Annotated in this window: 30 protein-coding genes, 1 tRNA gene and 1 riboswitch; of the genes, 19 read left to right on the forward strand and 12 right to left on the reverse strand. The window is 69.2% G+C overall.

Annotation, left to right across the window (positions count from 1 at the left end):
• The 3 genes from ACYVE7_RS08050 to ACYVE7_RS08060 all read right to left on the reverse strand — a co-directional run.
• On the reverse strand, positions 1 to 1,043 hold a 1,043-nt coding region (locus ACYVE7_RS08050; RefSeq protein ID WP_460363930.1), incomplete at its 3' end, for a Stp1/IreP family PP2C-type Ser/Thr phosphatase.
• Entirely contained in the window at positions 1,043 to 1,594 is a 552-nt protein-coding gene (locus ACYVE7_RS08055; RefSeq protein ID WP_460363932.1) for an FHA domain-containing protein FhaB/FipA, read from the reverse strand. The genes ACYVE7_RS08050 and ACYVE7_RS08055, both read right to left, overlap by 1 nt.
• A gap of 9 nt (positions 1,595 to 1,603) precedes the next feature.
• Positions 1,604 to 2,344: an FhaA domain-containing protein gene (locus ACYVE7_RS08060; RefSeq protein ID WP_460363933.1), complete on the reverse strand. Its 741-nt coding sequence runs from the start codon at positions 2,342 to 2,344 to the stop codon at positions 1,604 to 1,606.
• Positions 2,345 to 2,506: 162 nt separating this feature from the next.
• On the opposite strand from ACYVE7_RS08060, the gene ACYVE7_RS08065 reads away from it, so the two are divergent.
• From ACYVE7_RS08065 to ACYVE7_RS08075, 3 genes are all read left to right on the forward strand, one after another.
• Positions 2,507 to 2,589: transfer RNA gene (locus ACYVE7_RS08065), tRNA-Leu, on the forward strand.
• Positions 2,590 to 3,111: 522 nt separating this feature from the next.
• Positions 3,112 to 3,312: a hypothetical protein gene (locus ACYVE7_RS08070; protein WP_460363934.1), complete on the forward strand. Its 201-nt coding sequence runs from the start codon at positions 3,112 to 3,114 to the stop codon at positions 3,310 to 3,312.
• 200 nt (positions 3,313 to 3,512) lie between these two features.
• Positions 3,513 to 3,740, forward strand: coding sequence for a hypothetical protein (locus tag ACYVE7_RS08075; RefSeq protein WP_460363935.1), 228 nt, complete (start codon positions 3,513 to 3,515; stop codon positions 3,738 to 3,740).
• A 116-nt stretch (positions 3,741 to 3,856) separates the two neighbouring features.
• Here the strand turns inward: ACYVE7_RS08075 and ACYVE7_RS08080 are convergent, their stop codons facing one another.
• The gene (locus ACYVE7_RS08080) at positions 3,857 to 4,432 is read right to left on the reverse strand and encodes a TetR/AcrR family transcriptional regulator (RefSeq protein WP_460363936.1); all 576 of its coding nucleotides are present in this window, start codon (positions 4,430 to 4,432) and stop codon (positions 3,857 to 3,859) included.
• A gap of 98 nt (positions 4,433 to 4,530) precedes the next feature.
• Here ACYVE7_RS08080 and ACYVE7_RS08085 point away from each other — a divergent pair, with 98 nt between their 5' ends.
• Entirely contained in the window at positions 4,531 to 5,571 is a 1,041-nt protein-coding gene (locus tag ACYVE7_RS08085; RefSeq protein ID WP_460363937.1) for a DUF2867 domain-containing protein, read from the forward strand.
• Between the two features lie 280 nt (positions 5,572 to 5,851).
• Here the strand turns inward: ACYVE7_RS08085 and ACYVE7_RS08090 are convergent, their stop codons facing one another.
• Positions 5,852 to 6,958 (reverse strand): tellurite resistance TerB family protein, encoded by a 1,107-nt coding sequence (locus ACYVE7_RS08090; RefSeq protein ID WP_460363938.1) that lies wholly within the window; start codon positions 6,956 to 6,958, stop codon positions 5,852 to 5,854.
• A 651-nt stretch (positions 6,959 to 7,609) separates the two neighbouring features.
• Here ACYVE7_RS08090 and ACYVE7_RS08095 point away from each other — a divergent pair.
• Positions 7,610 to 8,545 (forward strand): DUF4331 family protein, encoded by a 936-nt coding sequence (locus tag ACYVE7_RS08095; protein WP_460363939.1) that lies wholly within the window; start codon positions 7,610 to 7,612, stop codon positions 8,543 to 8,545.
• A gap of 197 nt (positions 8,546 to 8,742) precedes the next feature.
• Entirely contained in the window at positions 8,743 to 9,636 is an 894-nt protein-coding gene (locus tag ACYVE7_RS08100; protein WP_460363940.1) for a LysR family transcriptional regulator, read from the forward strand.
• On the opposite strand, the gene ACYVE7_RS08105 is transcribed toward ACYVE7_RS08100, so the two are convergent.
• The 3 genes from ACYVE7_RS08105 to ACYVE7_RS08115 form a co-directional block, all read right to left on the reverse strand.
• Complete coding sequence (locus ACYVE7_RS08105; protein WP_460363941.1) at positions 9,633 to 10,271, reverse strand: LuxR C-terminal-related transcriptional regulator; 639 nt, start codon at positions 10,269 to 10,271, stop codon at positions 9,633 to 9,635. The two genes, ACYVE7_RS08100 and ACYVE7_RS08105, sit on opposite strands and share 4 nt — an antisense overlap.
• Positions 10,259 to 11,473 carry a sensor histidine kinase gene (locus ACYVE7_RS08110; RefSeq protein WP_460363942.1) on the reverse strand — a complete coding sequence of 405 codons (1,215 nt, stop codon included), beginning with the start codon at positions 11,471 to 11,473 and terminating at the stop codon, positions 10,259 to 10,261. Before ACYVE7_RS08110 ends, ACYVE7_RS08105 begins: the two co-directional genes overlap by 13 nt.
• Positions 11,474 to 11,572: 99 nt before the next feature.
• The gene (locus tag ACYVE7_RS08115) at positions 11,573 to 12,472 is read right to left on the reverse strand and encodes an EamA family transporter (RefSeq protein ID WP_460363943.1); all 900 of its coding nucleotides are present in this window, start codon (positions 12,470 to 12,472) and stop codon (positions 11,573 to 11,575) included.
• Positions 12,473 to 12,568: 96 nt separating this feature from the next.
• Between ACYVE7_RS08115 and ACYVE7_RS08120 the strand changes: the two genes are divergently transcribed.
• Entirely contained in the window at positions 12,569 to 13,063 is a 495-nt protein-coding gene (locus ACYVE7_RS08120; protein WP_460363944.1) for a MarR family winged helix-turn-helix transcriptional regulator, read from the forward strand.
• Positions 13,064 to 13,067: 4 nt separating this feature from the next.
• Here ACYVE7_RS08120 and ACYVE7_RS08125 read toward each other — a convergent pair whose 3' ends face one another.
• A complete protein-coding gene (locus ACYVE7_RS08125; RefSeq protein WP_460363945.1) occupies positions 13,068 to 13,874 on the reverse strand; it encodes an SGNH/GDSL hydrolase family protein in 807 nt (268 codons plus the stop codon).
• A gap of 540 nt (positions 13,875 to 14,414) precedes the next feature.
• On the opposite strand from ACYVE7_RS08125, the gene ACYVE7_RS08130 reads away from it, so the two are divergent.
• From ACYVE7_RS08130 to ACYVE7_RS08140, 3 genes are all read left to right on the forward strand, one after another.
• Positions 14,415 to 15,014, forward strand: coding sequence for a TetR/AcrR family transcriptional regulator (locus ACYVE7_RS08130; protein WP_460363946.1), 600 nt, complete (start codon positions 14,415 to 14,417; stop codon positions 15,012 to 15,014).
• 15 nt (positions 15,015 to 15,029) lie between these two features.
• The gene (locus ACYVE7_RS08135) at positions 15,030 to 15,635 is read left to right on the forward strand and encodes a TenA family protein (RefSeq protein WP_460363947.1); all 606 of its coding nucleotides are present in this window, start codon (positions 15,030 to 15,032) and stop codon (positions 15,633 to 15,635) included.
• A 122-nt stretch (positions 15,636 to 15,757) separates the two neighbouring features.
• Positions 15,758 to 16,621 (forward strand): Fpg/Nei family DNA glycosylase, encoded by an 864-nt coding sequence (locus ACYVE7_RS08140; RefSeq protein WP_460363948.1) that lies wholly within the window; start codon positions 15,758 to 15,760, stop codon positions 16,619 to 16,621.
• Between the two features lie 14 nt (positions 16,622 to 16,635).
• Here the strand turns inward: ACYVE7_RS08140 and ACYVE7_RS08145 are convergent, their stop codons facing one another.
• A complete protein-coding gene (locus ACYVE7_RS08145) occupies positions 16,636 to 17,070 on the reverse strand; it encodes an SSI family serine proteinase inhibitor (RefSeq protein ID WP_460363949.1) in 435 nt (144 codons plus the stop codon).
• 48 nt (positions 17,071 to 17,118) lie between these two features.
• Between ACYVE7_RS08145 and ACYVE7_RS08150 the strand changes: the two genes are divergently transcribed.
• The 4 genes from ACYVE7_RS08150 (at position 17,119) to ACYVE7_RS08165 (ending at position 21,601) form a co-directional block, all read left to right on the forward strand.
• Positions 17,119 to 17,454, forward strand: coding sequence for a rhodanese-like domain-containing protein (locus tag ACYVE7_RS08150; RefSeq protein ID WP_460363950.1), 336 nt, complete (start codon positions 17,119 to 17,121; stop codon positions 17,452 to 17,454).
• A gap of 27 nt (positions 17,455 to 17,481) precedes the next feature.
• A riboswitch (TPP riboswitch) is annotated at positions 17,482 to 17,597 on the forward strand.
• On the forward strand, positions 17,593 to 18,966 hold the full coding sequence (locus ACYVE7_RS08155; protein WP_460363951.1) for a purine-cytosine permease family protein: 1,374 nt from the start codon (positions 17,593 to 17,595) through the stop codon (positions 18,964 to 18,966). It overlaps the preceding riboswitch by 5 nt.
• A 30-nt stretch (positions 18,967 to 18,996) precedes the next feature.
• Positions 18,997 to 20,838, forward strand: a complete 1,842-nt coding sequence (locus ACYVE7_RS08160; protein WP_460363952.1) for a PAS domain-containing protein — start codon at positions 18,997 to 18,999, stop codon at positions 20,836 to 20,838.
• A 292-nt stretch (positions 20,839 to 21,130) separates the two neighbouring features.
• Positions 21,131 to 21,601, forward strand: a complete 471-nt coding sequence (locus tag ACYVE7_RS08165; RefSeq protein ID WP_460363953.1) for an ATP-binding protein — start codon at positions 21,131 to 21,133, stop codon at positions 21,599 to 21,601.
• 78 nt (positions 21,602 to 21,679) lie between these two features.
• Here the strand turns inward: ACYVE7_RS08165 and ACYVE7_RS08170 are convergent, their stop codons facing one another.
• Positions 21,680 to 21,847, reverse strand: coding sequence for a hypothetical protein (locus ACYVE7_RS08170; protein ID WP_460363954.1), 168 nt, complete (start codon positions 21,845 to 21,847; stop codon positions 21,680 to 21,682).
• 73 nt (positions 21,848 to 21,920) lie between these two features.
• Between ACYVE7_RS08170 and ACYVE7_RS08175 the strand changes: the two genes are divergently transcribed.
• Both ACYVE7_RS08175 and ACYVE7_RS08180 read left to right on the forward strand, forming a co-directional pair.
• A complete protein-coding gene (locus tag ACYVE7_RS08175) occupies positions 21,921 to 22,625 on the forward strand; it encodes a response regulator (RefSeq protein ID WP_460363955.1) in 705 nt (234 codons plus the stop codon).
• Positions 22,626 to 22,643: 18 nt separating this feature from the next.
• Positions 22,644 to 23,768, forward strand: a complete 1,125-nt coding sequence (locus tag ACYVE7_RS08180; RefSeq protein WP_460363956.1) for a sensor histidine kinase — start codon at positions 22,644 to 22,646, stop codon at positions 23,766 to 23,768.
• On the opposite strand, the gene ACYVE7_RS08185 is transcribed toward ACYVE7_RS08180, so the two are convergent.
• Entirely contained in the window at positions 23,765 to 24,130 is a 366-nt protein-coding gene (locus ACYVE7_RS08185; protein ID WP_460363957.1) for a hypothetical protein, read from the reverse strand. The two genes, ACYVE7_RS08180 and ACYVE7_RS08185, sit on opposite strands and share 4 nt — an antisense overlap.
• A gap of 163 nt (positions 24,131 to 24,293) precedes the next feature.
• Between ACYVE7_RS08185 and ACYVE7_RS08190 the strand changes: the two genes are divergently transcribed.
• From ACYVE7_RS08190 to ACYVE7_RS08200, 3 genes are all read left to right on the forward strand, one after another.
• Positions 24,294 to 24,632: an STAS domain-containing protein gene (locus tag ACYVE7_RS08190; protein WP_460363958.1), complete on the forward strand. Its 339-nt coding sequence runs from the start codon at positions 24,294 to 24,296 to the stop codon at positions 24,630 to 24,632.
• 37 nt (positions 24,633 to 24,669) lie between these two features.
• Entirely contained in the window at positions 24,670 to 25,428 is a 759-nt protein-coding gene (locus ACYVE7_RS08195) for a glycosyltransferase family 2 protein (RefSeq protein ID WP_460363959.1), read from the forward strand.
• Positions 25,415 to 25,661: hypothetical protein (locus ACYVE7_RS08200; protein ID WP_460363960.1), on the forward strand; the 247-nt coding region annotated here is incomplete at its 3' end. The genes ACYVE7_RS08195 and ACYVE7_RS08200, both read left to right, overlap by 14 nt.

The raw sequence follows: 25,661 nt of genomic DNA on the forward strand, positions 1-25,661 counted from the left end.
CCCTGGCCGGGCGGCGGGGCCGCCGGCGGAGCACCCTGGAACTGCTGCTGATGGTCGCCGTAATCAGCGAACTCACCGCCATAGGCGGCGGGCTGCTGCGGCTCGCCCGGGTAAGGGGCGGGCGCGGGCGGCGGGCTGCCGTAAGCGCCGTCGCCGAGCTGCAGCGGAGGCTGCGGAAGAGTGTCACGGATATGGTCGCGGGCGCGCAGCGCGGGCGAATCGGCCTGCGCGGGCGACGCCGCGGCCGCCTCCTGCGCCTTGCTCGCCGCCGCACCCGCCAGCACCTGACGTCCGCCGGGCGGCTGGGTCTCATCCAGGTTGATCACATCGGCGACGACACAGGTGATGTTGTCGGGGCCGCCGCCGCGGTTCGCCAGATCGATGAGCTGACGGATCGCCTGCTCGGGATCGGCGTGGCCCGTCAGGACCTGGTGGATGGTCTCGGCGCTGACCACACCCGACAGGCCGTCCGAGCAGAGCAGGTAGCGGTCGCCGACCTGCGCCTCACGCAACGAAAGATCGGGTTCGACCTCGCTGCGGCCGTCGAGGGCGCGCAGCAGCAGGGAACGCTGCGGATGCGTCGCCGCGTCGTCCAGGCTGATCCGGCCCTCGTCCACCAGCGACTGCACCAGCGTGTGGTCATGGGTGATCTGGAACAGCTCGCCGTTGCGCAGCAGATAAGCCCGCGAATCGCCGATATGGACCAGCGCGACATGGCTGCCCGACCAGAGCATCGCCGTCAGCGTCGTCCCCATGCCCTGCAGCGAAGGATCACCCTCCACCCGGTGCCGGAGCGCCTCGTTCGCCGCACGGACCGAATGCTCCAACGCGACCAGAAGCTGATCGGCCGGCACCTCGGTGTCCAGCTTGCGCAGCGTCTCGATGGCCTCGGCGCTGGCGATCTCACCGCCGACATGGCCGCCCATGCCGTCCGCGACGGCCAGCAGCCTGGCCCCCGCGAACGCGGAGTCCTCATTGCCCTCACGGAGCATTCCGACGTCGGAGCGGGCGGCATAACGGATGCCGATACGTGGAGTGGTCATTAGCGCAGCTCGATTACGGTCTTGCCGATACGCACCGGGATGCCGACAGGGAGTTGGGTGGGTTGGGTCACTTTCACCCGGCCCAGGATGGTGCCGTTGGTCGACCGCAGATCCTCCAGGATCCACACGCCCTGCTGGTTGTAAATGCGGGCATGACGGCTGGAGGCATAGTCGTCGACCACGACCAGAGTCGACTCGGGAGCCCGGCCGATCGTGATCGGCCCCGAAGTCGCCAAATCGATGGTCGTGCCCTGCAACGGGCCCTCGGTGACCATCAGCGTGGTCGGCGCAGCGGACTGCTGTTGCTGCTGCGGAACCGGAGCCGAAGGCGAGGACTGCTGCCCACGAGGGGGCGCCGACGGAGACTCGGCGTTCCGGGGGGAACGCGCGTTCGCCCGCTGGCGGGGCTGGCGCGGCGGTCTGTTCGCCGCACGCTCGGCCGCCTTCGACCCGAACAGGTCGGCGCGGATCACGCCCACCGCGGCGATGACAAAGAGCCACAACACCGCGAGGAACGCGATCTTGATGAACGTCAGGGTGATCTCGGTCATCGAGGGGTGCTACTCCCGGTCGCGGCGGAACACAAGGTTGGTCCGGCCGATCGTGATGCGGGTGCCGTCGATGAGAGTGACTCGCCGGACCGGCTGCCCGTTCACAAAACTGCCGTTGGTAGACCCTAGATCCACGAGGGCGATTTCGGGACCTTCTACACGGATCTCTGCGTGATGGCGGGAAACTCCCGGATCGACCAGACGAAGATCACAGTCGGTTCCGCGGCCCAACAGAGTCACCGGAGTCGTGATGTCATACGACTGCCGCTGACCATCCCCCGTCGTCACATCCAGCCGCGGACGCCCCGGAAACACACTCGGACGCCCCGGCGGCTGATCACTGACCGGCCGGCGGATCTCCCCGCCCTCGATCGTCGAACCCCGCACCACACCCGAACGGATCCGGAACATCCCCGTCCCCAGATCCTGCGCAGGCTCAAACCGCACCTTCACCGGACCCACGAACGAAAAACCCTGCTCCTTCGCGTACTCCCGAGCCAGATTCGCCAACTCCTGGCTCAGACTGTCCGCATACACCTCGAGCCGCTGCCCATCAGGCAACGAGATCTCCACGACGAAGTCGTTCGGCACCAACGTTCGACCCTGAGCGACGATCGCAGCCCGCTCATCCATCTCCCGCTGCACCGCACTGGCCACCTCGACCGGCTGCAACTCCGACTTGAACGCCCGCGCGAAGGCACCCTCGACAATGCCCTCAAGCCGACGTTCGAAGCGCTGTAGGACGCCCACCGGGCACCTCCTCTCCCTGCTCGTCAGACGATCGTATCCGTGGACTGGTTCGCTCCCGCGTCCCGATTCCAAACCACCGGACGACCCGTGCTAATCTTTTCAAGCGCCGCCGGGAACGGAGAGTCACCCGAAAGGATGACAACTCTTCCTCGGCAGTCACTCGGGCGAGTGGCGGAACGGCAGACGCGCACGGTTCAGGTCCGTGTGCCCGAAAGGGTGTGAGGGTTCAAATCCCTCCTCGCCCACACTCCTGCGGGGGTCGCTGGTCGGAAGCTTTGCTTCCTTCCGGCGGCCCTCGTTTTCATTTCTCCCGGGGGGTAACCCCCGGACCCCCAGGGCCTAAGGGCTCTGCCCCTAGGGACCCCGCTCAGGGGCTCTGCCCCCGAGACCCCCGCGCTGTGGCTGGGGGTTGGTGAGGGGTGGTCTGGAAGGGCGTCCGCTTCCGCTTCCGCTTCTTTGTGCATGGGTTCACTTTGGCGGGGTGGGGTGGGTTCGCGCCAGAGAACTGGTGATGTGGTGGCTTTGCTGGGCTGGGCCGGTGATGTTCTGTTACCGGTCGGTCTTGGGGGAGGACTCCCTGACACCGCCGCCTGGCCCCCGGTCTCCTGCGCACCGCCGCGAGAAGAACGGCACTGGTCAGCCGACGGGACGTGGGCGGCCTCGGGGCAGGGCCGGAAGGCTGGCACGCCCGGCGACCGGTCCCTATGATCGGGAAGCGATCCCGGCATTCCGGATGGTGGAGTAGGTATCTGTCATCGTAGAGGGGCGTGGAAGCGGTGCTCGTTTTCAGTTCGTGGCATACGGGCTTGGGGTTTCTGGTCGGCGGTGTGATCGGCCTGGGCATCCTGGCTCTGACCGGTTCGGGCGGATTCGGTCTTGTTCTGGGCTGCCAGTTGACCGGTATGGCCATCGGGGGCGCCCTGAAGATTCGGGGCGACTACCGTGCCCAGCGCGGCCACCAGCGCTGACGAAGCCCCGCCGATCTACTCGGAGAGCGCGCGCTGTCCGTTCCTATCGGAGGAATTTCATGGCTCTCAGCCGCCTTGCTCAGGAGTTCGCTGCTGAGATCTCCGCTCATGACTGGTCGGACGCCCCATACCGTCTTGACCGGGCTGGACACCGTCGCGAAGACGACTCTCTGCGAAAGCGTTCCAAGACGGCACTGAGCTTGGAAGAGACCGAAGCCGTCCGAACCAATGTCGTGTGGGTCGTCGCCCAGGTACTCGCACATGCCGACAACAACCTGGACCCGGTCGAGTTCGCCGTCGCCTGTGGTGTCAAGCTCAGCCCGGCCAGCATCAAGGCGGGCCTGCGCATGATCAATGACAAGTACCACACCCCGGGCGGTGTGCAGGGACGCGCGGGGCGAGCCATGCCGTCCCCGAACACGCCCTGACGAGGCCGCCGCCGACAAGGCCAGCCCCAGCCGGACGGCACCGTGACCGGCCCGAATTCCGGCGTCGGGGAACTGGTGATGTGGTGGCTTTGCTGGGCTGGACCGGGGATGTTCTGTTACCGGTCGGTTTTGGGGGAGGGGCGGTCGAGGAGGAGGTCGGCGGCTCGGGTGAGGACCTGGGTTCGGGTGCGGCCGTTGTGGTCGGCGGCGAGGAAATGCGCGCCGATGGCCGTGCAGAAAGCCAGGAGGCTGCGGGCTTCTACTTCGTCGGGGTCGGAGCAGAAGGTGCCGATCGTCTCGCGTAGCAGGGCCATGCGCCGGTTATCCACGCGGCGTAGGCGTGCGGCGACAGCCTCGTCGCGGCGGGCCCAGTCGCGGATGGCGAGGTCGATGGGGAGCAGGCGTCCGCTGGAGAAAGTGAGCATTCCGGCGCGGTGGATTCTGGTCTTCGGGTCGCCGCCCTCGCGTTCGACGCGGTCGATGACCTCGTCGGTGCTCTCGCGTTCCCAGGTGTCGAGCATCGCCTCCAGGAGCGCGTCGCGGTCGGTGAAGTAGCCGTAGAAGCCGCCCTTGGTGACGCCCAGGCGCTTGGCCAGCACCTCGACGCGCACGGCGTCCAGGCCGTCGGCGGCCAGCACCCGCAGCCCCTCTTCGACCCATCGCTCCCGCGGTGTCCGGACGGCACCCGCCATGTGCGTCACCTCACTCCCACGACGATCTATACGCATCCGTAGGGTACGCGCTAGCCTCGTCTTATACGCCAGCGTATATATCGAGAGGGAAGGCTGCGATGGCACGGAGACTCCCTGACACCGCCCACACCGATCAGCCGTGGCGGATCCACGAACTCACCCCCGACTTCCGGCTCCAGGACGTGTGGGCGTTCCGTGCCCCCGGCTCGGGCCCCGACGACTTCCCGGCGATGCTCGCCGCGATCCGCGCGGCCGGCGGCCCGGGAACCGGCGCCTGGCCGGCACGGCTGCTGTTCGCGGCACGCTGGAAGATCGGCGCCCTCCTGGGCTGGGACACACCCCAGGCCCGAAACGTCCGGATGGTCCGCGACCGCCTGCCGGACGACCTGCGCGCCACGCCCGGCGACACCGGCCGGCCGTTCACGCCCCTCTACGAGCTCGGCGACGAATCCGCCCGGGAACTGGCGAACAAGACCGTCCACGCGATCATGCATCTCGGCTGGGTACCGGCCGTCGGCGGCCACGAGCTGCGCATGGCCGTCCTCGTCAAACCCAACGGCCTGCCCGGACGCCTGTACATGGCCGCCATCGCGCCCTTCCGGCACCTCGTCGTCTACCCGGCGCTGACCCGCCAATGGGAAGAGGCCTGGCAGAACCGCAACGGCCGGGCCGCCGTGCACAGCGCCGTGGGCGCCGACCACGTCCCGGCCTCCGTCCGTGCCCTCTGTCCGCTGCCTGACCTCGACTACATCGATCAGTTCACCCTCGACACCGACCTCGAAGCGACGCCCGAACAGTGGGCCCGCGCCCTGTTCGGCGACGTCCCCAACCCCACCGAGAAGCTGATCTGGAGCGGCATCCTCCGCCTGCGCCTACACCCGGGCCGCTCCCCGCACACCGTGGCCGGCTGGCGCATCGCCGAACGGGACACCACCTGGATCCGGCTCGAAACCACCTCACCCTTCCTGACCTGCCACCTCCTCATCCACACCGGCGAAAAGCACATCTCCCTGACCACCTGCCTGCGCTACGACAAACCCCTCGGCCGCCTCCTGTGGTCCCCCCTCTCCGCCGTCCACCGCCGCCTGGCCCCCGCCCTCCTACGCACCGCGGCAAGAAGAACGGCATCCCACCGCTGAACGGCCCCCCACCCGCCGCGCGGCCCCAACCGGCGCCGATGAACCTGGAGACGGCCTCCACACGGCCCTCGGCGTAGCGGAACACGAACCCCTCGCCGGGCGAGGACGCCAGCGGCCCAAGGGTCGTCCTGGAGCAGGGTCGAGGAGGTGGAATCGGCGCTCGGTCAGCGTGGAATCAAGCCCTACTGATGCTGGCTGTCACCGCTGGTCGGAAGCTTCGCCGCCGCCCGGCGGCCCTCGTTTTCCATTAGGGAACGGCCTTATGTGCGTCTGTTCGGCCTCAGACTCGGTGGCAGCGGTTCTGGAGATCGGAGAGGACGGCCTTCTCCAGGGCGTTCACGGGCCCGTCCACGGCGGCCACCCGTTCGGCGACGTCCAGGAGGTCGCTCAGATCGCCTGATTCGGCATCCAGACGGCTCCACACCTCGGTGGGATCGAGGTCGATCAGGTTGGCGAACCGTTCATCGACCAGCTGATGGCGATCCCGGACATGCCTCACCAAATGTTTGAGCAACAATGCTTCCTCGTCGGCCTTCCTGCCGTCCGCCGTCGTGACCAGCAAAGCGACCCAAAGCATCAACACCGGGTGCTTGCTCCGCTCGCTCAGGCCTTCCGCGAGCTCAATGATCCGGGCTTCGTTCCGGAAGACAGCTTGCGCGTGCCGTCCGGCGAGCAGTGTCGTATAGCGGTTCAACACCACTGCGAGGGGGACGCCGACCACAGGAATACCGATCTTGATGATGTTGCGCTGCAGAAGATGCTTCCCGACGACGGGAAGTCCCTTTGTGGCGGACAGCACCGCACCCGAATAGAAGCGCTTGATCACCGGCCGCACCATTGCCGGGACGAATTTGACCACGCCCTCACGTACCACTTCGCCGCTCTTGATCGTGAAGGCCACTCGGATGAGCTTCCACATGTCCTCCGGGTCGGACAGGTCGAGCTGTACCCGGTAGAGGACCGAGACGTCGTAGGCCAGGCGGAGCTGGAGCCTGGTGATGAACGCGACATCGACCATCATGGTCGCGACGGCAGCAGGGACGGTCGCCGGCGAGGCTCCGCCAAGACTCCCGATGGTAGCCATGACGGTCGCCGTGTATGCCCCGGCAGAGAGCCCGCCCTCGAGCGCGGCGTACCGAGCCGCCATCTTGATCCGCTGATTGACGATGATGTCCGCGGGGACGCCCGCATACCGATCCTGAAAGTACTGCCAGTCGACCTTGTCGGTATAGGAGCTCAGGCCCTGAGCGCAGAGTTTGGTGAACCAGCGGCCCGACTTTATGTCATCCGGGCTCAGCCCCTTGATGAACTCTCGGACCTCGGATCGCTCACGCTCAACGGCCTCCCGGTCGGCGTCGCTGTCGGCGTCAATCGGGGCTTCGGTCATGGCGCGCGCTCTCCCAGGCAGTTCAGTAATCGACATATCTATCGATAAATGTCCCATTGGCCTGCACTCTAGCGCGCCGTATTCATCGTTGCGGATGAACTGGAGTCTTGATGTAGGACTGTCCTTATTGTCTGGTTTTGAAGGTTGTTGGCATGGACTGGGGGGTCGCTCCCTGCGGTACCGAGCGAGACCGGCCTCAGAGAGCTTCGCGCACGCCATGGACGGCGCGATCTGGCCAACGAGCCGAACCGTTTCCTTTGCCGGAGACGCCTCGTGGCGGCCGCGTTGCCACCGTCGCCGGTTGCATGAGCCGGGTCAACTGAGGGTGTTGCCTGGCTGGAACGGCACCGCGCTGGCCGCCGATGACGGTCCCGCGCTCGCCGGCTAGACCGCTCGGGTGCTGGTGGTCGAGTGTCCCGAGGCCCTCCCGCTGATGGCGAGCCCCCGCCGACGCTATTGCCCTCACCATGATCTTCTGTTACCAAAAGTCGCCATGTGATTGCATAAGGTGACAATTGGCAGGACGTCACGCTCTTGCCCTTCGAGCGGGAAGAAGAGGGTATGTCTCATCATCTGGATACGCCGGAGGCGGCGAAGAACGGGCAGCTGTTCATCGCGGACTTTTACCTGTTTCGCGGGGAGCGCGGGACCGTGTTCGTCGTGAGCCTCAACTCCAACATCAACGGGATGTACCAGAAGGGTGGGTTTCATCCTGAGGCGCGGTATGAGTTCAAGGTCCACTTTGATGGGGCCGAGTTCGAGGGGCTGACCTATCGGATCTCGTTCGGGGAGCCGGACAAGGACGGGGCGCAGGCGCTGCGGCTGGAGGCCCTCACTGGGGTGGACGCCCGGGAGGATGGGGCGGACGGGGTGCTCATCCTCGAAGGGCGCACCGGCCAGACCGCTACGGCCGGGGATATCCGGCTGTGGACGGGACGCGTCAAAGACCCGTTCTACACCGATCCGGTACTGACGCCCAGAGTCGCCATGGCGATCGCCAAGGGCACAGCCGTCGACCTGTCGGGCTGGGACCCGGCGAACGCGAAGGACGCCTTCGCCGGCAAGTCCGTCGACGCGATCGTGCTGGAGATCCCCGACGACGACGCGCTGCTGGGCGGCGAAGGCACCGACATCAGCGTGTGGTGCGCGACCAAACTGGCCACCGACGCCGGCGGCTGGCGTCAGATCAACCGCGGCGGACACCCCATGATGTGGCCGCTGTTCTGGCCGACCGACACCGACTTCACCGACCCGGCCGACACCCGCCACCCGTCCCAGGACCTGCCCGAGGACGGCGACCACCTCGCCGCCCACGTCGCCGCGGTCGTCAAGGCGACGGGCAGCGTTGTCGACCCCGACGGCTACGGCCAGCTCGTCGCCCACCAGCTCTACCCCGACGTGCTCCCCTACGTGGTCGGCACCGAAGCGAGCTACGGCTTCGCGGCCTTCAACGGCCGGAGCCTCGCCGACAACGTCGCCGAACCGATGATCTGCCTGATCACCGGCACGGCCATCCCGCTGGGCCTCAGCCCGGCGACCAACGAGGACCTCCGCACCACCCAGTTCCCCTACATGGTCCCCGCCTGACCCACACCCGCCGCAGGGCACGAGCCGACTCCACCGGTCCGTGCCCTGCCGCACACCCACGAGTGATGGGCTGGACGGCCGTGAAGACCGATGAGCGCGTCGGCGACCCCACCGACCATCGGCTCGAGGGGTGAGGGGTGGGGAACAGGGTCGTGTTGGTGGGGTGGTTTTCGGGTGGGATCTGATCGACTGCTGGGGTGGAGGGGCTCGATCTTAATTTGCTGGTGGCGTTGGACGTGTTGCTCGAAGAGGGCGGGGTGACGGCGGCGGCGCGGCGGATGGGGGTTTCGGCGCCGGTGATGAGCCGGACGTTGGGGCGGATCAGGGAAGCCGTGGACGATCCGATTCTCGTGCGGAGCGGGCATCGGATGATCCCCACTCCGCGGGCGCTGGAACTGCGCGGAGACGTGCGGAAAGTGGTGCGGTTCGGGCAGGCGCTGCTGCAGCCCGAGGCGGGGCCCGATCCGGCGCGGATGCGGCGGCGGTTCACGGTGCGCGTCGACGAGATGCTGCTGGCGGGGACGGCCGCGCCGCTCGTCGACGGGCTGCGGGCCGAAGCGCCCGGGGTGTCGCTGTGCTTCCGGCCCGACGAACCCGGCGGGGCGTCCGCGCTGCGCGACGGGCGGATCGACCTCGAACTCGGGGTGATCGCGCACGCCGATCCGGCGATCCGCGTCGAACGGCTCGTCGGCGGACGGATCGTCGGGGTGGTGAGGGAAGGCCATCCGCTCAGTGAGGTGACCGTCACCAAGAAGCGATACGCGGCCGCCGACCATGTGGTGGTGTCGCGGAGCGGGCAGGCACGCGACACGATCGACGAGCTGCTCGCCGAAGCCGGGCTGACCAGGAACGTGGTCGCGGTGCTGCCGGGGTACGCGGCGGCCCTGTTCATGGTGCGGGAGTCCGACGTGGTGTGCCCGTTCCCCGCCCTGCTCGCCCCCTGGACGCCCCGGCTCCTCGGCCTGCACACCTTCGAACTGCCCGTGGAACTGCCGGAACAGGCGATCTCGATGGCCTGGCATCCACGCCACGACAAGGACGCCGCCCACCGCTGGCTACGCGACCGGGTCGCACGGATCGTCCTGCGTTAGGCGTTCAGATGGGCGAGGACAGCCAGGACGCGGCGGTTGTCGTCGTCGGAGAGCGGCAGGTCCAGCTTGGTGAAGATGTTCGACGTGTGCTTGGTGACGGCCCGCTCGGTGATCACCAGCCGTTGGGCGATGGCGGCGTTGGAGCGGCCCTCGGCCATCAGCGCCAGCACTTCGCTCTCGCGCGGGCTCAACCGGCCGATCTTGGCGTCGTTGCGGTGGAGGAGACGCGCCACGACCTCCGGGTCGAGGGCGGTGCCGCCGGCGGCGACCCGCGCCAGGGCGTCGAGGAACTGGGCGGTGTCGAACACCCGGTCCTTCAGCAGGTAGCCGACCCCGCCCGAGCCGTCGGCGAGGAGTTCGCGGGCGTAGAGCTGCTCGACGTACTGGCTGAGGATCAGGACGGGCAGCCCCGGCGCCCGGCGGCGCGCCTCGATGGTCGCGCGGATGCCCTCGTCGGTCTGGGTGGGGGGCAGCCGGACGTCGACGACGGCCACGTCGGGTTCGTGCTCGATCAGGGCGTCGAGGAGGTCGGGGCCGGTGCCGACGGCGGCGACGATCTCGTGGCCCGCCGCTGTCAGCAGGCTGACCAGGCCGTCGCGGAGCAGGACCAGATCCTCGGCGATCACCAGGCGCACGGGATCTCCAGGGCGATCTCGGTGGGCCCGCCGATCGGGCTGGTGAGGGCGAGGGTGCCGTCGAAGGCCGCCAGGCGCTTCTGGACGCCCAGCAGACCGGTGCCGAGCCGCGCGCCGCCCTTCCCGTCGTCCACGACGGTCACTTTGAGCAGCCCGTCCGCCCGGTGGAACACGATCCGGACGGCCGTCGCGGCGGCGTGCTTGGCGGCGTTGGCCAGCAGCTCGGAAATGGTGAAATAGACGGCCGATTCGATCGGCGGCGACGGCCGCCGCGTCAGATCGGAGACCACCTCGACGGGCAGCCCGCTGTCGAGGGCCAGCGCCCGCACCGCGTCGACCAAGCCCCGGTCGGACAGGACGGGCGGGTGGATGCCGCGGACCAGGTCGCGCAGCTCGGCGAGCGCCTGCGACGACGACTCCTTGAGCGCGCCGAGGATCCGGCGGGCGGCGTCCGGGTCGGAGTCGAGGAGCTGCTCGGCGGCGCCGAGATGCATTCCCATCGCGACGAGCCTGGCCTGCGCGCCGTCGTGCAGATCCCGTTCGATCCGGCGGAGCTCGGCGGCCTGCGCGTCGATGACGTCGCCGCGGCTGGTCTCGAGCTGGCGGATCCGCTGGTTCTGGTCGGGGGCCAGCAGGACGGCCGTCCAGCGGGAGTGGGCGTCGGTCAGCGGCCGGACCGACAGATGGCCGAGCGCGAGGAACAGGACGCCGAGCGGCAGGACGATCAGATCCTCCGCGGTGAACCGGTCGTGCACGTGGACGAAGGTGTACCAGTCGTTGATCCCGGCGTCGACGAGCCGGTTCCAGACCGCCGGGAGCACCAGCCCCCACACGCCGTAGCCGAGGAGCGTCAGCGGCAGCAGCACCAGCAGCCCGCCGACGATCGGGTCGGTGAACGCCCAGAGGAGGTCCTTCCCGGTGGCCTTGTCGGTGAGGATCCACCGGTTTCTGGCGAGGAGCCCGGTGTCGCGGGGTTTCGGCTGGTACGGGGAGGGGATCTGGAGGCCCGACCATCGGGCGGCGAGCGCGCGGTCGGCGTCGGCCTGGGCGCGCAGCAGGGCCGTCAGCGGAGGCAGCAGCACCAGCCCGACGCCGAGCGGCACCAGGCAGAGCGCGACCAGCCACAGCGCGGCGAGCACCAGGACCAGGATCTTCCGCCAGAACAGGAAGAAGCCTTCGATCGGGCGGGTCGGACGGGACATGTGCGGACTCCTCGACGGGACGGGGGGAACACCATCCAGTCTGATCATTCTTCTCGACCCGCACAGTCGACCGAACCACCCGAACCGGGGTGTACCTGACTACACCCCGGCCTGGGCGCGCTGGCCGGCGATCAGCGCGCCGAACGCGATGGCGATGCCGGCGAACTGCCCCGCGGTGAGGGTTTCGGAGAGGAACACGAGCCCCGCGGTGGTGGCGACGAGCGGGTTGGTCAGCCCGAGCAGGGCGACTGAGGTGGCGGGGAGCCGTTCGATGCCGCGGAACCACAGCGCGTAGGCGAGGGCGGTGCCGAACGCGCCCATGAAGGTGAAGCCGAGGACGTTCTCGCCGGTCAGCGCCGGGGGCATGCCCTCGGTGAGCAGGGCGAGCGGCACCAGGATCAGGCCGCCGAGGGTGAGCTGCCAGCCGGTGAAGGTGAGCAGGGAGGTACCTTCGGGACGTCCCCACTTCTTGCCGACGACCACGCCGAGCGCCATCAGGGACAGCGCGAGCAGCATCGCCGCGATGCCGAGGACGTCGAGCGAAGCGGACGCGCTGAGCGTCATCAGGCCGACCCCGCCCGCGCCGACCAGCGCGGCGATCAGGGTCTTGGTGTTGGGCGCGATGTGCAGCACGAGGTAGGAGAAGCCCGCGACGGCCAGCGGCTGGACGGCACCGAGCGTCGAGGCGACCCCGCCGGGCAGGTGGTAGGCCGCGAAGAACAGCAGCGGGAAGAACGCGCCGAAGTTGAGCAGCGACAGGACCAGGGTGCGCGGCCACCAGACGCCGTGCGGCAGCCGCCGGGTGAACGCCAGCAGGACCAGCCCGGCGGGCAGAGCGCGCAGGGTGGCGGCGAGCATCGGCCGGTCGGCGGGGAGCAGGGTCGCGGTGACGACGTAGGTGGTGCCCCACGACATGGGGGCGAGCGCGGTGAGGGCCAGGTCGCGGACGAGCCCGCCGCTCGCGGGGGCGAGGGGCCTGGACGGGGTGAGAGTCGCCATCGTCTTTTCCTCAACGTTGATTATCTGAACATTAAGATATCTACGCCGGGGAGCGCTGCCTGTCAAGTAGTTCAACGTTGAGATAACCTCCGGCGCATGGAAGACGCCGTGGACCGGATGATGGAGCAGTGGCGGGCCGCCCGGCCCGAGCTGGACCCGTCGCCGATGGGGGTGTTCGGCCGGATCTCACGGCTGAACCGGCTGCTGGAGAAGCACATCAACGGCTACTTCGGCCGCTACGACCTGGAGTTCTGGGAGTTCGACATGCTCGCCACGCTGCGCCGCGCGGGCGACGACGGCGAGCTGACGGCCGGGGCCCTGCTCAAGGCGTCCATGGTCACCTCGGGCGCGATCACCAACCGGATCGACCGGCTGGAACGCAAGGGCCTGGTGGAACGGCGGCAGGACCCCGCAGACCGGCGCTCGGTCCGGGTCCGGCTGACGGGCCCCGGCGCCGAACTGATCGACACGATCATCGCGGGCCACTTCGACAACGAGCGCCGCGCGCTCGAACCGCTCGACGACCCCGACGTGCTCGCCGGCGAACTCCGCAAACTGCTGCTGTCGCTGGGCGACACGACCCTCGGATAGCGGTTCAGGGGATGGTCGCGGCGAACGTCTCGGCGATCCGGGCGTAGCCGTCGGCGTTGGGGTGGATGTCGCGGCGCTCGCACATGTAAGTCCACCGGCAGATCCGGGCGACGTTCCGGGGCGTGCCGTTCTCGTCGGTGAAGTCGGCGGTGGCGAAGGTCTTGGCGACGTCCGCGACCCGGAACCCCGCCAGCCCGTAGATCGTCCAGGCGAGCCCGTTGACGGACTGGACCAGCGGCACCGACAGCTTCGCCTGACGCCGTCCGGAGGAGCCCGTCAGCCAGGCCGCGAGCACCGGGTCGTAGTAGGTCATCCCGGTGTAGCTCGGTCCGGGGCCGCCCGCCTTGCGCAACCCCGAGGTGATCGTCCACAGGTTTCTGGCGAGGGCGTTGACGTTCCGCACGACACATCGCGGATCCGGCGAGTTGTTCTTGATGCAGGCGTTGACGTCATTACCGCCGATGTCGATGGTCACATATTTCACCCGCCCCGGATTGTCGGAAAGAAATGCCAGGGCCTGTGCCAACTGCGATGCGCGCTGGTAGGAGCAGGTTCCGCCCTTGATGAGGGTGGTGCTGGTCTCGCCGCGGCAGCCGAGCTTCACCAGCCGCAGTCCCGGCGTGCGCTCGCGGAGCAGGGCGGCGAGCTGATCGGGGTAGCCCTGGTCGGTATCGCCCTGGCCAGGCTGGTAGCCGGTGGACAGCGAGTCGCCGAGCGACAGGTAGTAGAGCTCGGGAGCGGGCTCTTCCTCGTCGGCGCGGGCGGGGGTGACGGTGAGGGCGAGCGCCACGGCGATTCCCGCCGCGGACATTCGGCGAATGCGCATCTTCAAGCCTCCGGTCGCAGATCCTCCGGAGTATCGAGCCCCCGCCGGGAAAAGCACCAGACGACATATCCATCCGGGCATGACTCGTTTACATCACGAATGACAGTGAGTTGATTGATGTCTTTGTGACGGAAGGGACGCAGGAAAAGGCCGAGCCCCCGGGGCCGTGGTTCGGCGACGGGGGCTCAGGTGGTGCAGCGCAGGCAACGGCGACGGCGCGGGGCGCGGGGCGCCACGGGTCAGACACCCTTGCGGAGGAGCTTGCGGAGCGCCGACTCCTTCTGGAGGAGGGCTACGTGGTCCTTGGCGGCCTGCTGGATGAACACGGCGTGCATGGGGTTCTCCCTGAGGAAGTGGTTTTTCCGACACCCTCAATCTCGCGCTAAGACCCCCCTCCCCACATGGGGCGGATGCCCTATCTCTGCGGCCCCCGCGCCTAGGACACCGCCTAAGACCCGGCCTAGACGGCTTAGACGAGACCCGCCCGGCTCAGCCGACGGGCCCGGGGCTGGGCAGAATGGGGTCATGGCAGTGGAAGGGATCTTGCGGCGGCGGCCCGTGCAGCGGCGCAGCCAGGAGCGGTACGAACGCATCCTGGACGCGGCGGCACGCCTGCTCGACGAGTCGGGCTACGCCGCGCTCACCACGAAGGAGGTGGCGCGCCGGGCCGAGGTCCCGATCGGCACCTTCTACCAGTTCTTCCCCGACAAGGAAGTGCTGATCCAGGCCCTGGCCGCCCGGAACCTGGACGCCTACCTGGCCCGGCTCGCGGCCGCCGACCGTCCGGGAAGCCTGGAGGACGCGATCGAGCTGGCCGTCGAGGAGTTCGTCACGATGCACCGCACCCTCCCCGGGTTCGGCGTGATCGACTTCGGGGCGGGGAGCAGCCTGGGCGCGGCCATCCCCGAGCTCGACCATGTGCTCGACCCCGAGGTCGACAACAACACTGAGGTGGCGCGCAGGCTCGGCGAGCTGTTCGGGCCGTTCGCCGGGGAGCTCCAGGTCAGGATCGCCCTGGAATGCGCCGATTCGGTGCTCAAGCTGGCGTTCCGCGCGAAACCGGAAGGCGATCCGGTCGTCATCGCCGAATGCAAGAAGCTCCTGCTGTCCTACCTGCGGCCCTGATGGGATCATGGCCGGATGAGTCTGGCACGGGAACTGGAGCAGGTCGGGCGGGAGCTGCTGGCGGAGCAGCTCGCCCATCCGACGGTCGCGGGCATCGCCCGGGGTGACCTCGAGGAGAAGGTGTTCCGGTCCTGGCTGGAGCAGGACTACCTGTTCCTGCTGGACTACGTCCGGGTCTTCTCCCGGCTGGCGTGGCGGGCGCCCGCCGCCCATCTCGGTGATCTGGTGGATCTCGCCCACGCGACCTTCCACGACGAGCTCACCCTGCACCGCGAGCTGTCCGGCGAGTTCGGCGCCGACCTGGACGGCGCGGTCAAGGGCACGGCCTGCGAGGACTACACCCACTTCCTGCTCGACGCCGCCGCCGACTACGGCGACGGGCTCGCCGCGCTCTACCCGTGCATGTGGGGCTACTCGACCCTCGGCAAGATCCTCGCCGAGAATCCGCCGGCCGAACCCCGCTACCGGCGCTGGGTCGACACCTACGCCGACCCCGGCTTCGCGCGGCTCGCGACCCGATGTGGACAGATGCTCGACGAGGCCGCCCCCGACCCCGGACGGGCGATGCTGCTGTTCCGGGAGGGAATGGCGCACGAACTGGCGTTCTGGTCGGTTCCCTAGGAGTTATCCACAGGCTCTGTGGGTAACTCGCACCCGTCCACACCTGGGCATGTGCGGTTATCCACAGGAGATATCCCCAGTCGTCCACAGGTCAGCAGGGGACGGTTGGGCATACTGGGGACATGCCGGAGCTACCCGAGGTCGCATCGCTCGCCGAGTTCCTCAAGGACCATGCCGTGGGCCGGGTCGTCGCCCGGGTCGACGTCATCGCCATATCGGCGCTGAAGACCTACGACCCGCCCGTCCATGCCCTCCAGGGGATGGAGATCACCGGGGTGGCCAGACACGGCAAGTTCCTCGACCTCGACGTCAGCGGGCTGCATCTGATCGTCCATCTGGCGCGGGCGGGCTGGCTGCGCTGGAAGGACGAGGTGCCGAAGGCCCCGATGCGGCCCGGCGGCAAGAACCCGGTGGCGCTGCGCGTGCACCTCGATGACGGGTCGGGCTTCGACCTGACCGAGGCCGGCACCAAGAAGGGCCTGGCCGTCTACGTCGTCCACGATCCCCACGACGTGGAGGCGATCCGGGAGCTCGGCCCCGACCCGCTAGCCCCCGAGTTCACCCCCGCCGCCCTGCAGGAGATCACCAAGGGGCGCAGAACCCAGATCAAGGGCCTGCTCCGCAGCCAGCGGGTGATCGCCGGGATCGGTAACGCCTACTCCGACGAGGTGCTGCACGCGGCGAAGATGTCGCCGTTCAAGGTCGCCGCCACCCTCACCGAGGACGAGATCGAGCAGCTCCACCAGGTGATCGTCACCACGCTCACCGAGGCCGTAGAACGCTCCAAGGGGCTCGCGGCGGGCGAGCTGAAATCGGAGAAGAAACACGGGCTGCGCGTGCACGGCCGGGCCGGGCAGGCGTGTCCGGTCTGCGGCGACACCATCCGCGAGGTCAGCTTCGCCGACTCTGCGCTCCAGTACTGCCCGACCTGCCAGACCGGCGGCAAACCGCTCGCCGACCGGCGGATGTCCCGGCTGCTCAAATAGCCGACGGAACCGGCTCAGCGAACCTTGGGCAGCTTGCCGAACAGATCACTGACCTTGCCCCAGCGGTCGATCTCGCAGCCGTTCTTCCGGCTGAACGACGCGTCGATCTCCTGGCCCCGCCAGGTGCCGGTGACCTCGCCCTGCTCGGGCCCGCCGTAGATCTCGGTGCAGGCCCCGGTGGCGGGCTTCCAGACGTCCGCGCCGACGCCCGCGAGCTGGTCGCAGGCCTTCTCGGCGTCCGGATGGGTGCCCCCGGACGGATCACACGTCAAGGTCCAGTTGATGGGTTCCGCGTTCGGAGCCTTCCGAAGTGTGATCATGAGTTCTGTCTGGGGGGCCGGTGTGACCGTGGCCCTCGGCGCGGACGTAGCCTTCTCGGAGCCGCCGCATCCGGCCGACGCGATCAGCACGGCGGAGACGAGCAGGCCCGCGAACGCATAAGTCCTCATGCGTGATTCGACGTGAGAGATGTCCACAGCGGTTCCAGGGAGAAGTTGATGAGTTTCGGGGACAACGTACCGAGTGTCGAGGCCGCGGCGGTGCCGAACGGCGCCTATCTGCTCGATGTTCGCGAGTCCGACGAGTGGACGGCGGGGCACGCGCCCGACGCCGTGCACATTCCGATGAGCCAGCTCCGCGACCGTGCGGGCGAGATCCCACAAGACCAGGACATCTACGTGATCTGCCGGGTCGGCGGCCGCAGCGCCCAGGTGACGATGGCGCTGAACAACGCCGGCTGGCAGGCGTCCAACGTGGACGGCGGGATGCTGGCGTGGGCGCACCACGGCCGTCCGCTGGTCACCGATGACGGCGCCGAGCCTTACGTGGCCTGACCTGCACTGTTACTATTCGCCCGAAAAGACCCTCACCGCGGGAGCTCGGGCTTGGCCGGGCTGAGAGGGCGGACCCGACGTTCCGCCGACCGCACGAACCTGTCCGGGTAATGCCGGCGTAGGGAGAGTGCTACAGGCATGTCTTCGTCCACCCTGCCAGAGAACGCCTCGCACGAGGCTCCGCTCACCCTCGACGAGCCCGCCCCGAAGGTGCTGTCCTTCTGGGACCAGAGCGCCTTCTGGGCGAACCTCGGCGTCAGCCTCTTCGCCTTCACCGGCGCCTACACGGTGCTCGCGCCGAACGAGGACGGGCTGCCGCAGCTCTCGATCGCGGCGGGCATCGTCGCGACGATCGTCGGCACGCTGGTCGGCGGGCTGATGCTGGGCCTGTCGGCGCTGGTCGGCTCGCGCACCGGGCAGCCGTCGATGGTGGTGCTGCGCGGCCTGTTCGGCGCGAAGCTCTCCTATGTGCCGACGGTCCTCAACATCGCGCAGCTCGTCGGCTGGGGCACCTTCGAGCTGATCGTCATCGCGGAGGCCGCCAAGGAGCTGTTCGGCGGCGGGCCGCGCTTCGTCTACGTGGTGGCGGCCGGTCTGCTGACGACCGTCCTGACGATCTGGCCGCTCGGCTCGGTCCGGATGCTGCGCCGGTTCGTCACCGCGGGCGTCGTGATCGCGCTGGGCTGGTTCTATATCCAGTTCATCGCCGAGGGCCTGCCGAGTCTGACCGAGAACCCGGGACCGTCCGGCGGCGGCCCGTTCGACGCCGACTGGAGCCTGTTCTGGATCGCGACCGACGCGGCGCTCGCCGTGTCGATCTCGTGGGTGCCTGTCGCGGCCGACTACACGCGGCACTCCCGCTCGGACGGCGCGGCGTTCACGGCGGCCGGTTTCGCCTACGGGCTGACCCAGATCATCGCCTATGTGCTGGGCCTGTTCGCGCTGGTCCTGACGGCGAGCGGCGCGGCCGGCGTCTACAGCCCGTTCCTCACCGTGACGCTCGGCGGCGTGTTCTTCTTCGTCTTCGTGCTCCGCGAGGCCGACCAGTCGTTCGCGAACGTCTACTCCACGGCCGTCTCCATCCAGAACCTGGCGCCGCGGGTCGACCGGCGGATCCTGTCGGTGGCGCTCGGCGCGCTGATCACGGTGCTGGCCCTGGTCCTCACCCTGGACGACTATTTCGGCTTCCTCAGCCTGATCGGCTCGGTGTTCGTGCCGATGCTCGGTGTGCTGGCCGCCGACTTCTTCCTGCGGGCCAAGGGGCAGTGGAACACCGCGCAGGACGCGCCGTCCCGCTGGGGCATGATCGTCGCCTGGCTGGTGGGGTTCGTGGTCTACCAGCTCATCAACCCGGGCGACGCGGGCCCCTGGACCCGCTTCTGGGTGGACGTGCAGGAGGCCGTCGGGTTCACCAAGCAGGCGTGGATGAGCGCGTCGCTGCTGTCGTGCCTGGCCGCGGCGCTCGCCGCGTTCGTCATCGGACGGGTTTCGGCCATGCGGAAATCGGCCTAGGCGAGAAGCGGCGGGCGGTCCGGTGGCACGATGACTGCTGTGCGACGGGACGCCCACGATCCGACGCTGCCGGCCGTCGTGCGGTCGGTGGCCGATCCGATCGTGGCCATCGACCAGGAGCTGCGCGTCATCGTCTGGAATCCGGCGGCGGAACGCCTGTTCGGCTGGTCGGAGCAGGAGATGCTGGGCCGTCCCGCCCCGTTCGTCCCGGATGAGCTGCTGGCCGAGCGGAACGCGGTGTTCGAGCGGGTGCGGAACGGGCCTTCGGTCTCGTTCAGCACCCGTCGGCTGACCCGTTCGGGCCGTCAGGTGGACGTCCGGGTCGACACCAGCGCGCTGCGCGACGAGGACGGCGCCGTCACCGGCTGGGTGAGCGTCTACCACCGCGCCGGTGAGGAGGGCCTGCACCACGCGGTCGCCGAGAAGGCGCGGCTGGTGCGGCGGCTCAACGACATCCTCGCCGATCTGAACGCCGAGCTCGACCTGGACGTGGTGCTGGCCCGGATCACCTCGGCGCTGGTCGAGCTGACCGGCGCCGACGCCGGCGGCTTCGTGAAGATCGAGGGCGACCGGCTGCGGCTGCTGGCCTCGCGGGGGCTGCCCGAGCACATGAACGGCGCGCAGGTCGCGCTGCACGGCAGCCTCGTCGGCGAGATCCTGCAGAACGGCAAGTCGGTGATGCTCGCCTCGGGCGCACGCGTCGACGAGCTGATCTGGCAGGAGCTGGCGGGCCTGCACACCGTCGCGCTGGCCCTGTCGCATCTGGGGAACCGGCCCTACGGCGCGCTGTACGCGCTGTACTCGCGGGGGCCGGTCGGCCCGATCGAGCTGGAGCTGCTGGAGCTGCTGGCGGGCCACGCGGGCGTCGCGATGGGGAACGTGGTCGCCTACCAGGAGGTGGTGCGGCAGCGGGCGCACGAACGCGCCGTGATCGACGCCAGCGCCGACGGCATCGCCGTCCTGGACGCCGAGGGCCTGGTCTGCCAGTGGAACCCGGCCGCGACCAGGATCACGGGCCGCGACCACATGCGGGCGATGGGGGAGCCGCTGCCGTTCGACTACGAGGTCGGCGGCACGGTGACCACGCGGCTGCCGTCGGGGATCTGGCTGGACGTGCTCTGCGCGAAGATCGAGGAGACGGGGGAGCTGGTCGTCGACTTCCGGGACGTCACGGCGGCCAAGGAGCTCGAGGAGGCCAAGGACCTGTTCCTCGCCACCACCAGCCATGAGCTGCGCACCCCGATCACGGTCGTCCAGGGGTATGCCAGGACCCTGGTGGACCGCTGGGACGAGCTGCCCGACCCCGAGCGGCGCAAGGCCATCGGGATGATCGCGGAGCGGGCCGGTTCGCTGGGTCGGCTGGTGGAGCATCTGCTGCTGGGTTCGCGGGCGGGCGCCGAGGAGATCCCGGTCCGGGTGGAGCCGTTCGAGCTGGGCGCGCTGCTCCGGCGGATCGTCCCGGCGTTCGGGGCGCTGTCGGCGAAGCACCGGCTCGAGGTCGACGTCCCGGACGGGCTGCCGGACGCCCTCGCCGATCCGATGGCCACCGATGTGATCATCGGCCAGTTGCTGGAGAACGCCGTCAAGTACTCGCCGGAGGGCGGGACGGTCCGGGTCTCGGTCGAGCCGGGCGACGGCGGGCTGATCGTCCTGGTCGACGACGAGGGCGTGGGGATCGCGGCCGGCGACCATGAGCGGATCTTCGAACGGTTCGTGCAGGGCGAGGCGGGGGACAGGCGCCGATTCGGCGGGGTCGGGCTGGGGCTGTTCATCGTGAAACGGCTGGCGACGGCTCAGGGCGGCGATATCGAGGCGCTGTCGCGGCCGTCGGGCGGTGCCCGGATGCGGCTGTCCGTCCCGATCGGTGGCTGACGGCCGGTTTGTGACGTTCCAACCCCTGAGATGTGACGGACGAAACGCTCACGTGACGAGTAAGCGAGCCTTCCGGGGGATATGCCTTCGGATGGAAACGGGGCTGTGTGGCCGCATCGTGCCACTGATTCGGGGGTGAGCGGGCGTGACTTCCCGGTCAGTCGCACGTTGGTGGAGGGGGACACACCTGAGTAAATGGTTGTTTCGTCCCGGTTTCTGGGTGTCGCTAAATGGGCATTTCGGTCGTACAACGAGTGTGACGGAAGTTGATCCGGGTGAGGAGGAGAGGACGATGAGCATCGTCTATCTGCCACATGCCCCGGCCAGCGTGTCCGTGGCCCGCCGGCACCTCAGCAAGGAACTCCTCGCCTGGGGCGTCTCCGACGAGGTCACCGACGACGCCGTTGTGATCCTCAGTGAGCTGCTCAGCAACGCCATGCGCCACGCCCGGCCGCTGGAAGGCGAGTCCGCGCAGGTCCGCGTCTCCTGGACCAGGGTCGGGGACACCGTCGAAGTGGCCGTCACCGACGGCGGGGCCGTCACCGAACCGCGCAAGGGCCAGCCCGCGCTCTCCTCGCTGGGCGGCCGCGGGCTCGGCATCGTCGAGACCCTCGCCCAGGCGTGGGGGGTCCGGCGCGACGATCACGGCAGCACCGTCTGGGCCCTGCTGCACGCCCCGGTGGGCGCGGGCGTCGCCGCAGGTGACAGGGGAATGAACGGTTCGGCCACCCCCGTGCAAAATCTTCTCGAAGGAACCCGCTAAGGTTCCTCCAAGCTCGGGGTGCTGCCATGCCCCCGTTGGCAGCACTCCGGGCGTCCAAGGGGACGGTTCTGCCCTCGCTCAGTCCTTGCTGAGCTTGAGGATCACCTGGACGACGAAGTAGCCGACGACGGCGATCAGCGCGACGGTCAGCAGCAGCTTCACGATCGAGAACAGCCAGCCGAGCATGGCGAAGATCACCCAGATGCCCAGCAGCAGTCCCGCACCCATCAGAATCACTCGGATCATGCCGTCCACGGTACGGCTTACAACCCGGTGACGGGATCCCCCCAGCGGCGGATTCCGGCCGTACCTTGGGCGTATGAGCAGCGAGGTGACGGGCCGGATCCTGGTCGTCGACGACGACCCGACCGTGGCGGAGGTCGTGGCGCGCTATCTGCTGCGCGACGGCCATGACGTGGAGTGCGTGCCCGACGGCAGGGCGGCCCTCGGCCGCGCCCTCGCCGACCCGCCCGACCTGGTCGTCCTCGATCTGATGCTGCCGGGGCTCGACGGGCTCGAGGTCTGCCGCCGGCTCCGCGAGCACTCCCCCGTCCCGGTCGTCATGCTGACGGCGCTCGGTGAGGAGTCCGACCGGCTGACGGGGCTGGAGCTGGGCGCCGACGACTATGTGGTGAAGCCGTTCAGCCCGCGTGAGCTGGCGTTGCGGGTCCGGTCGGTGCTGCGGCGCGCGCAGGGCGCGCTGGCCCCGTCGGGGACGGGGGTGCTGCGGGACGGGGAGCTCGTCGTCGACGTCAGCGCCCACGAGGCCGCCCTCGCGGGCGAGACCCTGGCCCTGACGGCCCGCGAGTTCGATCTCCTGGCCTGGCTGCTGCGCCATCCGCGTCAGGCGTTCACCCGCGAGCAGCTCCTCGAACACGTGTGGGGCTGGAGCTTCGGCGACTCCTCAACTGTCACCGTCCACGTCCGCCGCCTCCGCGAGAAGATCGAACCCGACCCCACCAACCCCACCCGAATCCAGACAGTCTGGGGCGTCGGCTACCGCTACGGCGACGCCACCAAATAATCAGATAGGTGCTTTTCGATGCTTCCGTTCGGGGCTGTTGTTGATGTGGTGGTCTCGACCGGGCTGGCTGCGGTGCTGGTCGGGGTGGGTGGGGCCGGGGTGCTGTGGCGGGTGCGGGGGCGGTCCGTGGGGGTGCAGCTCGCGGTGGTGGCGGTGGCGACGCTGCTGGCGACGGCCGCCGGGATCGTCGTGATCACGTTGAAGATGTACGTGTCGGCGCACGACCGGGATGTGGCGATCACGGTCGTGGCCGTCGCCGGGTCGGTGGGGCTGGCGGTCTCCTGGATGCTGGGGCGGCGGCTCGCGATGGCCAACCGGGCGCTGGTCGAAGCGGTCCGGACGGAGCCGTTCCGGCGGCCGACCGGCACCCTGCCCGCCGAGCTGGGCGCGCTGGCCGTCGAACTGGAAGCCGCCTACGGACGTCTCGCGGAGGCCCACGCACGGGAGCAGGCGCTCGAAACCTCGCGCCGGGAACTGGTCGCCTGGGTCAGCCATGATCTGCGCACTCCCCTGGCCGGGCTGCGGGCGATGGCCGAGGCCCTGGAGGACGGGGTCGTCGACGACGCGGCGACCGTCGCCCGGTACCACGGGCGGATCAGGGTCGAGGTGGACCGGCTCGCCGAGATGGTGGACGACCTGTTCGAACTCTCCCGGATCCACGCCGGAACCCTCCGGCTGATCCGCCAGCGGGTCGGCCTCGACGACCTGGTGGCCGAGGCCGTCGCGAGCGCCGAACCGATCGCCCGGGTCAAAGGGGTGCGGGTGCACGGCTCCGCCCCGAAGGGCCTGCCGCTGGAGGTCGACTCCACCGAGGTGGGACGGGCGCTGCGGAACCTGGTCGTCAACGCGATCCGGCACACGCCGCCGGAACGGTCGATCGAGATCCACGGTGAGGCGCGCGGCGGGGTGGTCCGGGTGACCGTCGACGACGCGTGCGGCGGGATCCCCGCCGAGGACCTGCCGCGCGTATTCGACGTGGCGTTCCGCGGCGAGACGGCGCGCACCCCCGGCGGCGCGGGCGGCGCGGGCCTCGGGCTGGCGATCACCCGGGGCATCGTCGAGGCGCACAGCGGCGCGATCGACGTGGCCAACACCGGTCCCGGCTGCCGGTTCACGATCATCCTGCCGTTGGCGCGCTTCTAGAGGCCGAGGGTTTCGGAAAGGGCCCGGTAGCTGGGGCAGGGCCAGCGGCCCATACAGCTTCGGCAGCGGCGCAGCGGGGTGGACGGGTCGCTGGTGACGCCGCCGCCGTCGCGCGGCTGGTGGAGTTCGAGGATCCGCAGTCCGAGATCTGCGAAGCCGACGAGCTCGTCGCGGGCGGAGGCGAGGAACAGCAGGTCCTCGCGGGTCAGCTTGGTCTTGACGGGCACCTGGCCCTCGTTGTTGACCAGCTTGAGCAGGTAGGAGGTGGTGCCGCGCCAGGAAGTGGACTTCTCCGATCGGGCGCGGATGGCCTCCAGGCGGTCGCGAAGCCTGGAGCGCTGCCTGTCGGGCTGGTTGGTCACCTGCTCAGCTTCCCAAAACCCGGGGTCCGTCGGCCCGCATTCGGCCGGACGCGCCGGTGTATACCCGCAGGTAGAACCGATATTCCAGGACATTACGTACGAATCGCCGAGCTCGGAAGGCTTCTGCTGGCTCCCGGCCCCCTTGGCCGATAGTGTGCCCGTCATGGAGCTTCAGGTCTCGACTGTGTCTCAAGCAGGTCACGTCGTCGTCACTGCGGTCGGCGAACTCGACCTGTACACGGCCCCCAGGCTGCAGCAGGCCCTCGTCGCGCTGCTCAGGGAGCAGGAGGTCGACCGGGTCGTGGTCGATCTGTCCGGAGTCGAGTTCTGCGACTCGACCGGCATGAACGTGCTGCTGTCCGGGATGAAGCGGGTGAAGGAGCGCGGCGGCCAGTTCGAACTGGCGGCGCCCCGGCCCGCCGTGCTGCGCATCCTCCAGGTCACCGGCCTGGACACGGTCTTCACCGTGCACGATGCGATCCCCGCCATGGACGCGATGTGACCGCTGCGGGCTAGCCCGTTTCGGTACGATCGCCAGCATGTCCGATCCCACACGGCCCGGCGTCGCGGTCATCATCCCGGCCAAGAACGAGGCCGACCGGATCACCGCGACGGTCTCGGCCGCGCTCAAGCTGCCCGGCGTCGATCTGGTGATCGTCGTCGATGACGGCTCGTCCGACGCGACGGCCGCCATCGCGGCCGAAGCCGGTGCGAAGGTCGTCCGGCACTCCCGCAACCGCGGCAAGGCCGCGGCGATGGAGACCGGCGCCGAAGCCGTGCAGCTCCTCGACGTCCATGAGCAGGTGGCGCCGCGCCACCTGCTCTTCCTCGACGCCGACCTCGGCGAAACGGCAGGAGCCGCCGCCCCGCTGATCACTCCGGTCGCCGACGGCGCCGCCGACATGACCATCGCGATCTTCTCCAGCCTGGTGAAGCTCGGCGGCCACGGTTTCGTGGTGCGGCTGTCGCGCGACGGCATCCTGCGCGCCACCGGCTGGACCGCCACCCAGCCGCTCAACGGCCAGCGCTGCCTCACCCGCAGCGCGTTCGAGGCCGCCCGCCCGCTCGCCGCCGGGTTCGGCGTCGAGACGGCCATGACGATCGACCTGCTCCGCCAGGGCTTCCGGATCACCGAGGTCGAGGTGCCGCTCGCGCACCGCGCCACCGGCACCGACTACCGGGCCCAGCTCCACCGGGCCAAGCAGTTCCGGGACGTCGCCCGCGCGCTCTCCACCCGCGATCCGCTGGTGCGGGAGAAGCTCGCGCAGGCCCGTCAGCGTCGCCGTGCCGCACGCTGAACCACACACCGATCTCTCCGGCGCGCGCTGGGGCAGGGCCGGTCTGACGTGCTGGGCGCTGTCCCTGCTCGGGTTCGGCCGGCTGGCCGCGGCCGGCCCTTCGGTGGTGCAGCCTTCGCTGCCCGGCACCGGCGCGCCGTGGTCGTTTCACGTGGAACAGTCCGCGGGGCTGGCGATCACGATCATGGCGCTGAGCCTGGTGCTCGCCGGGGCCGGGCTCGGCTGCTGCCTGC

The organism is Actinocorallia lasiicapitis, assembly GCF_054778695.1.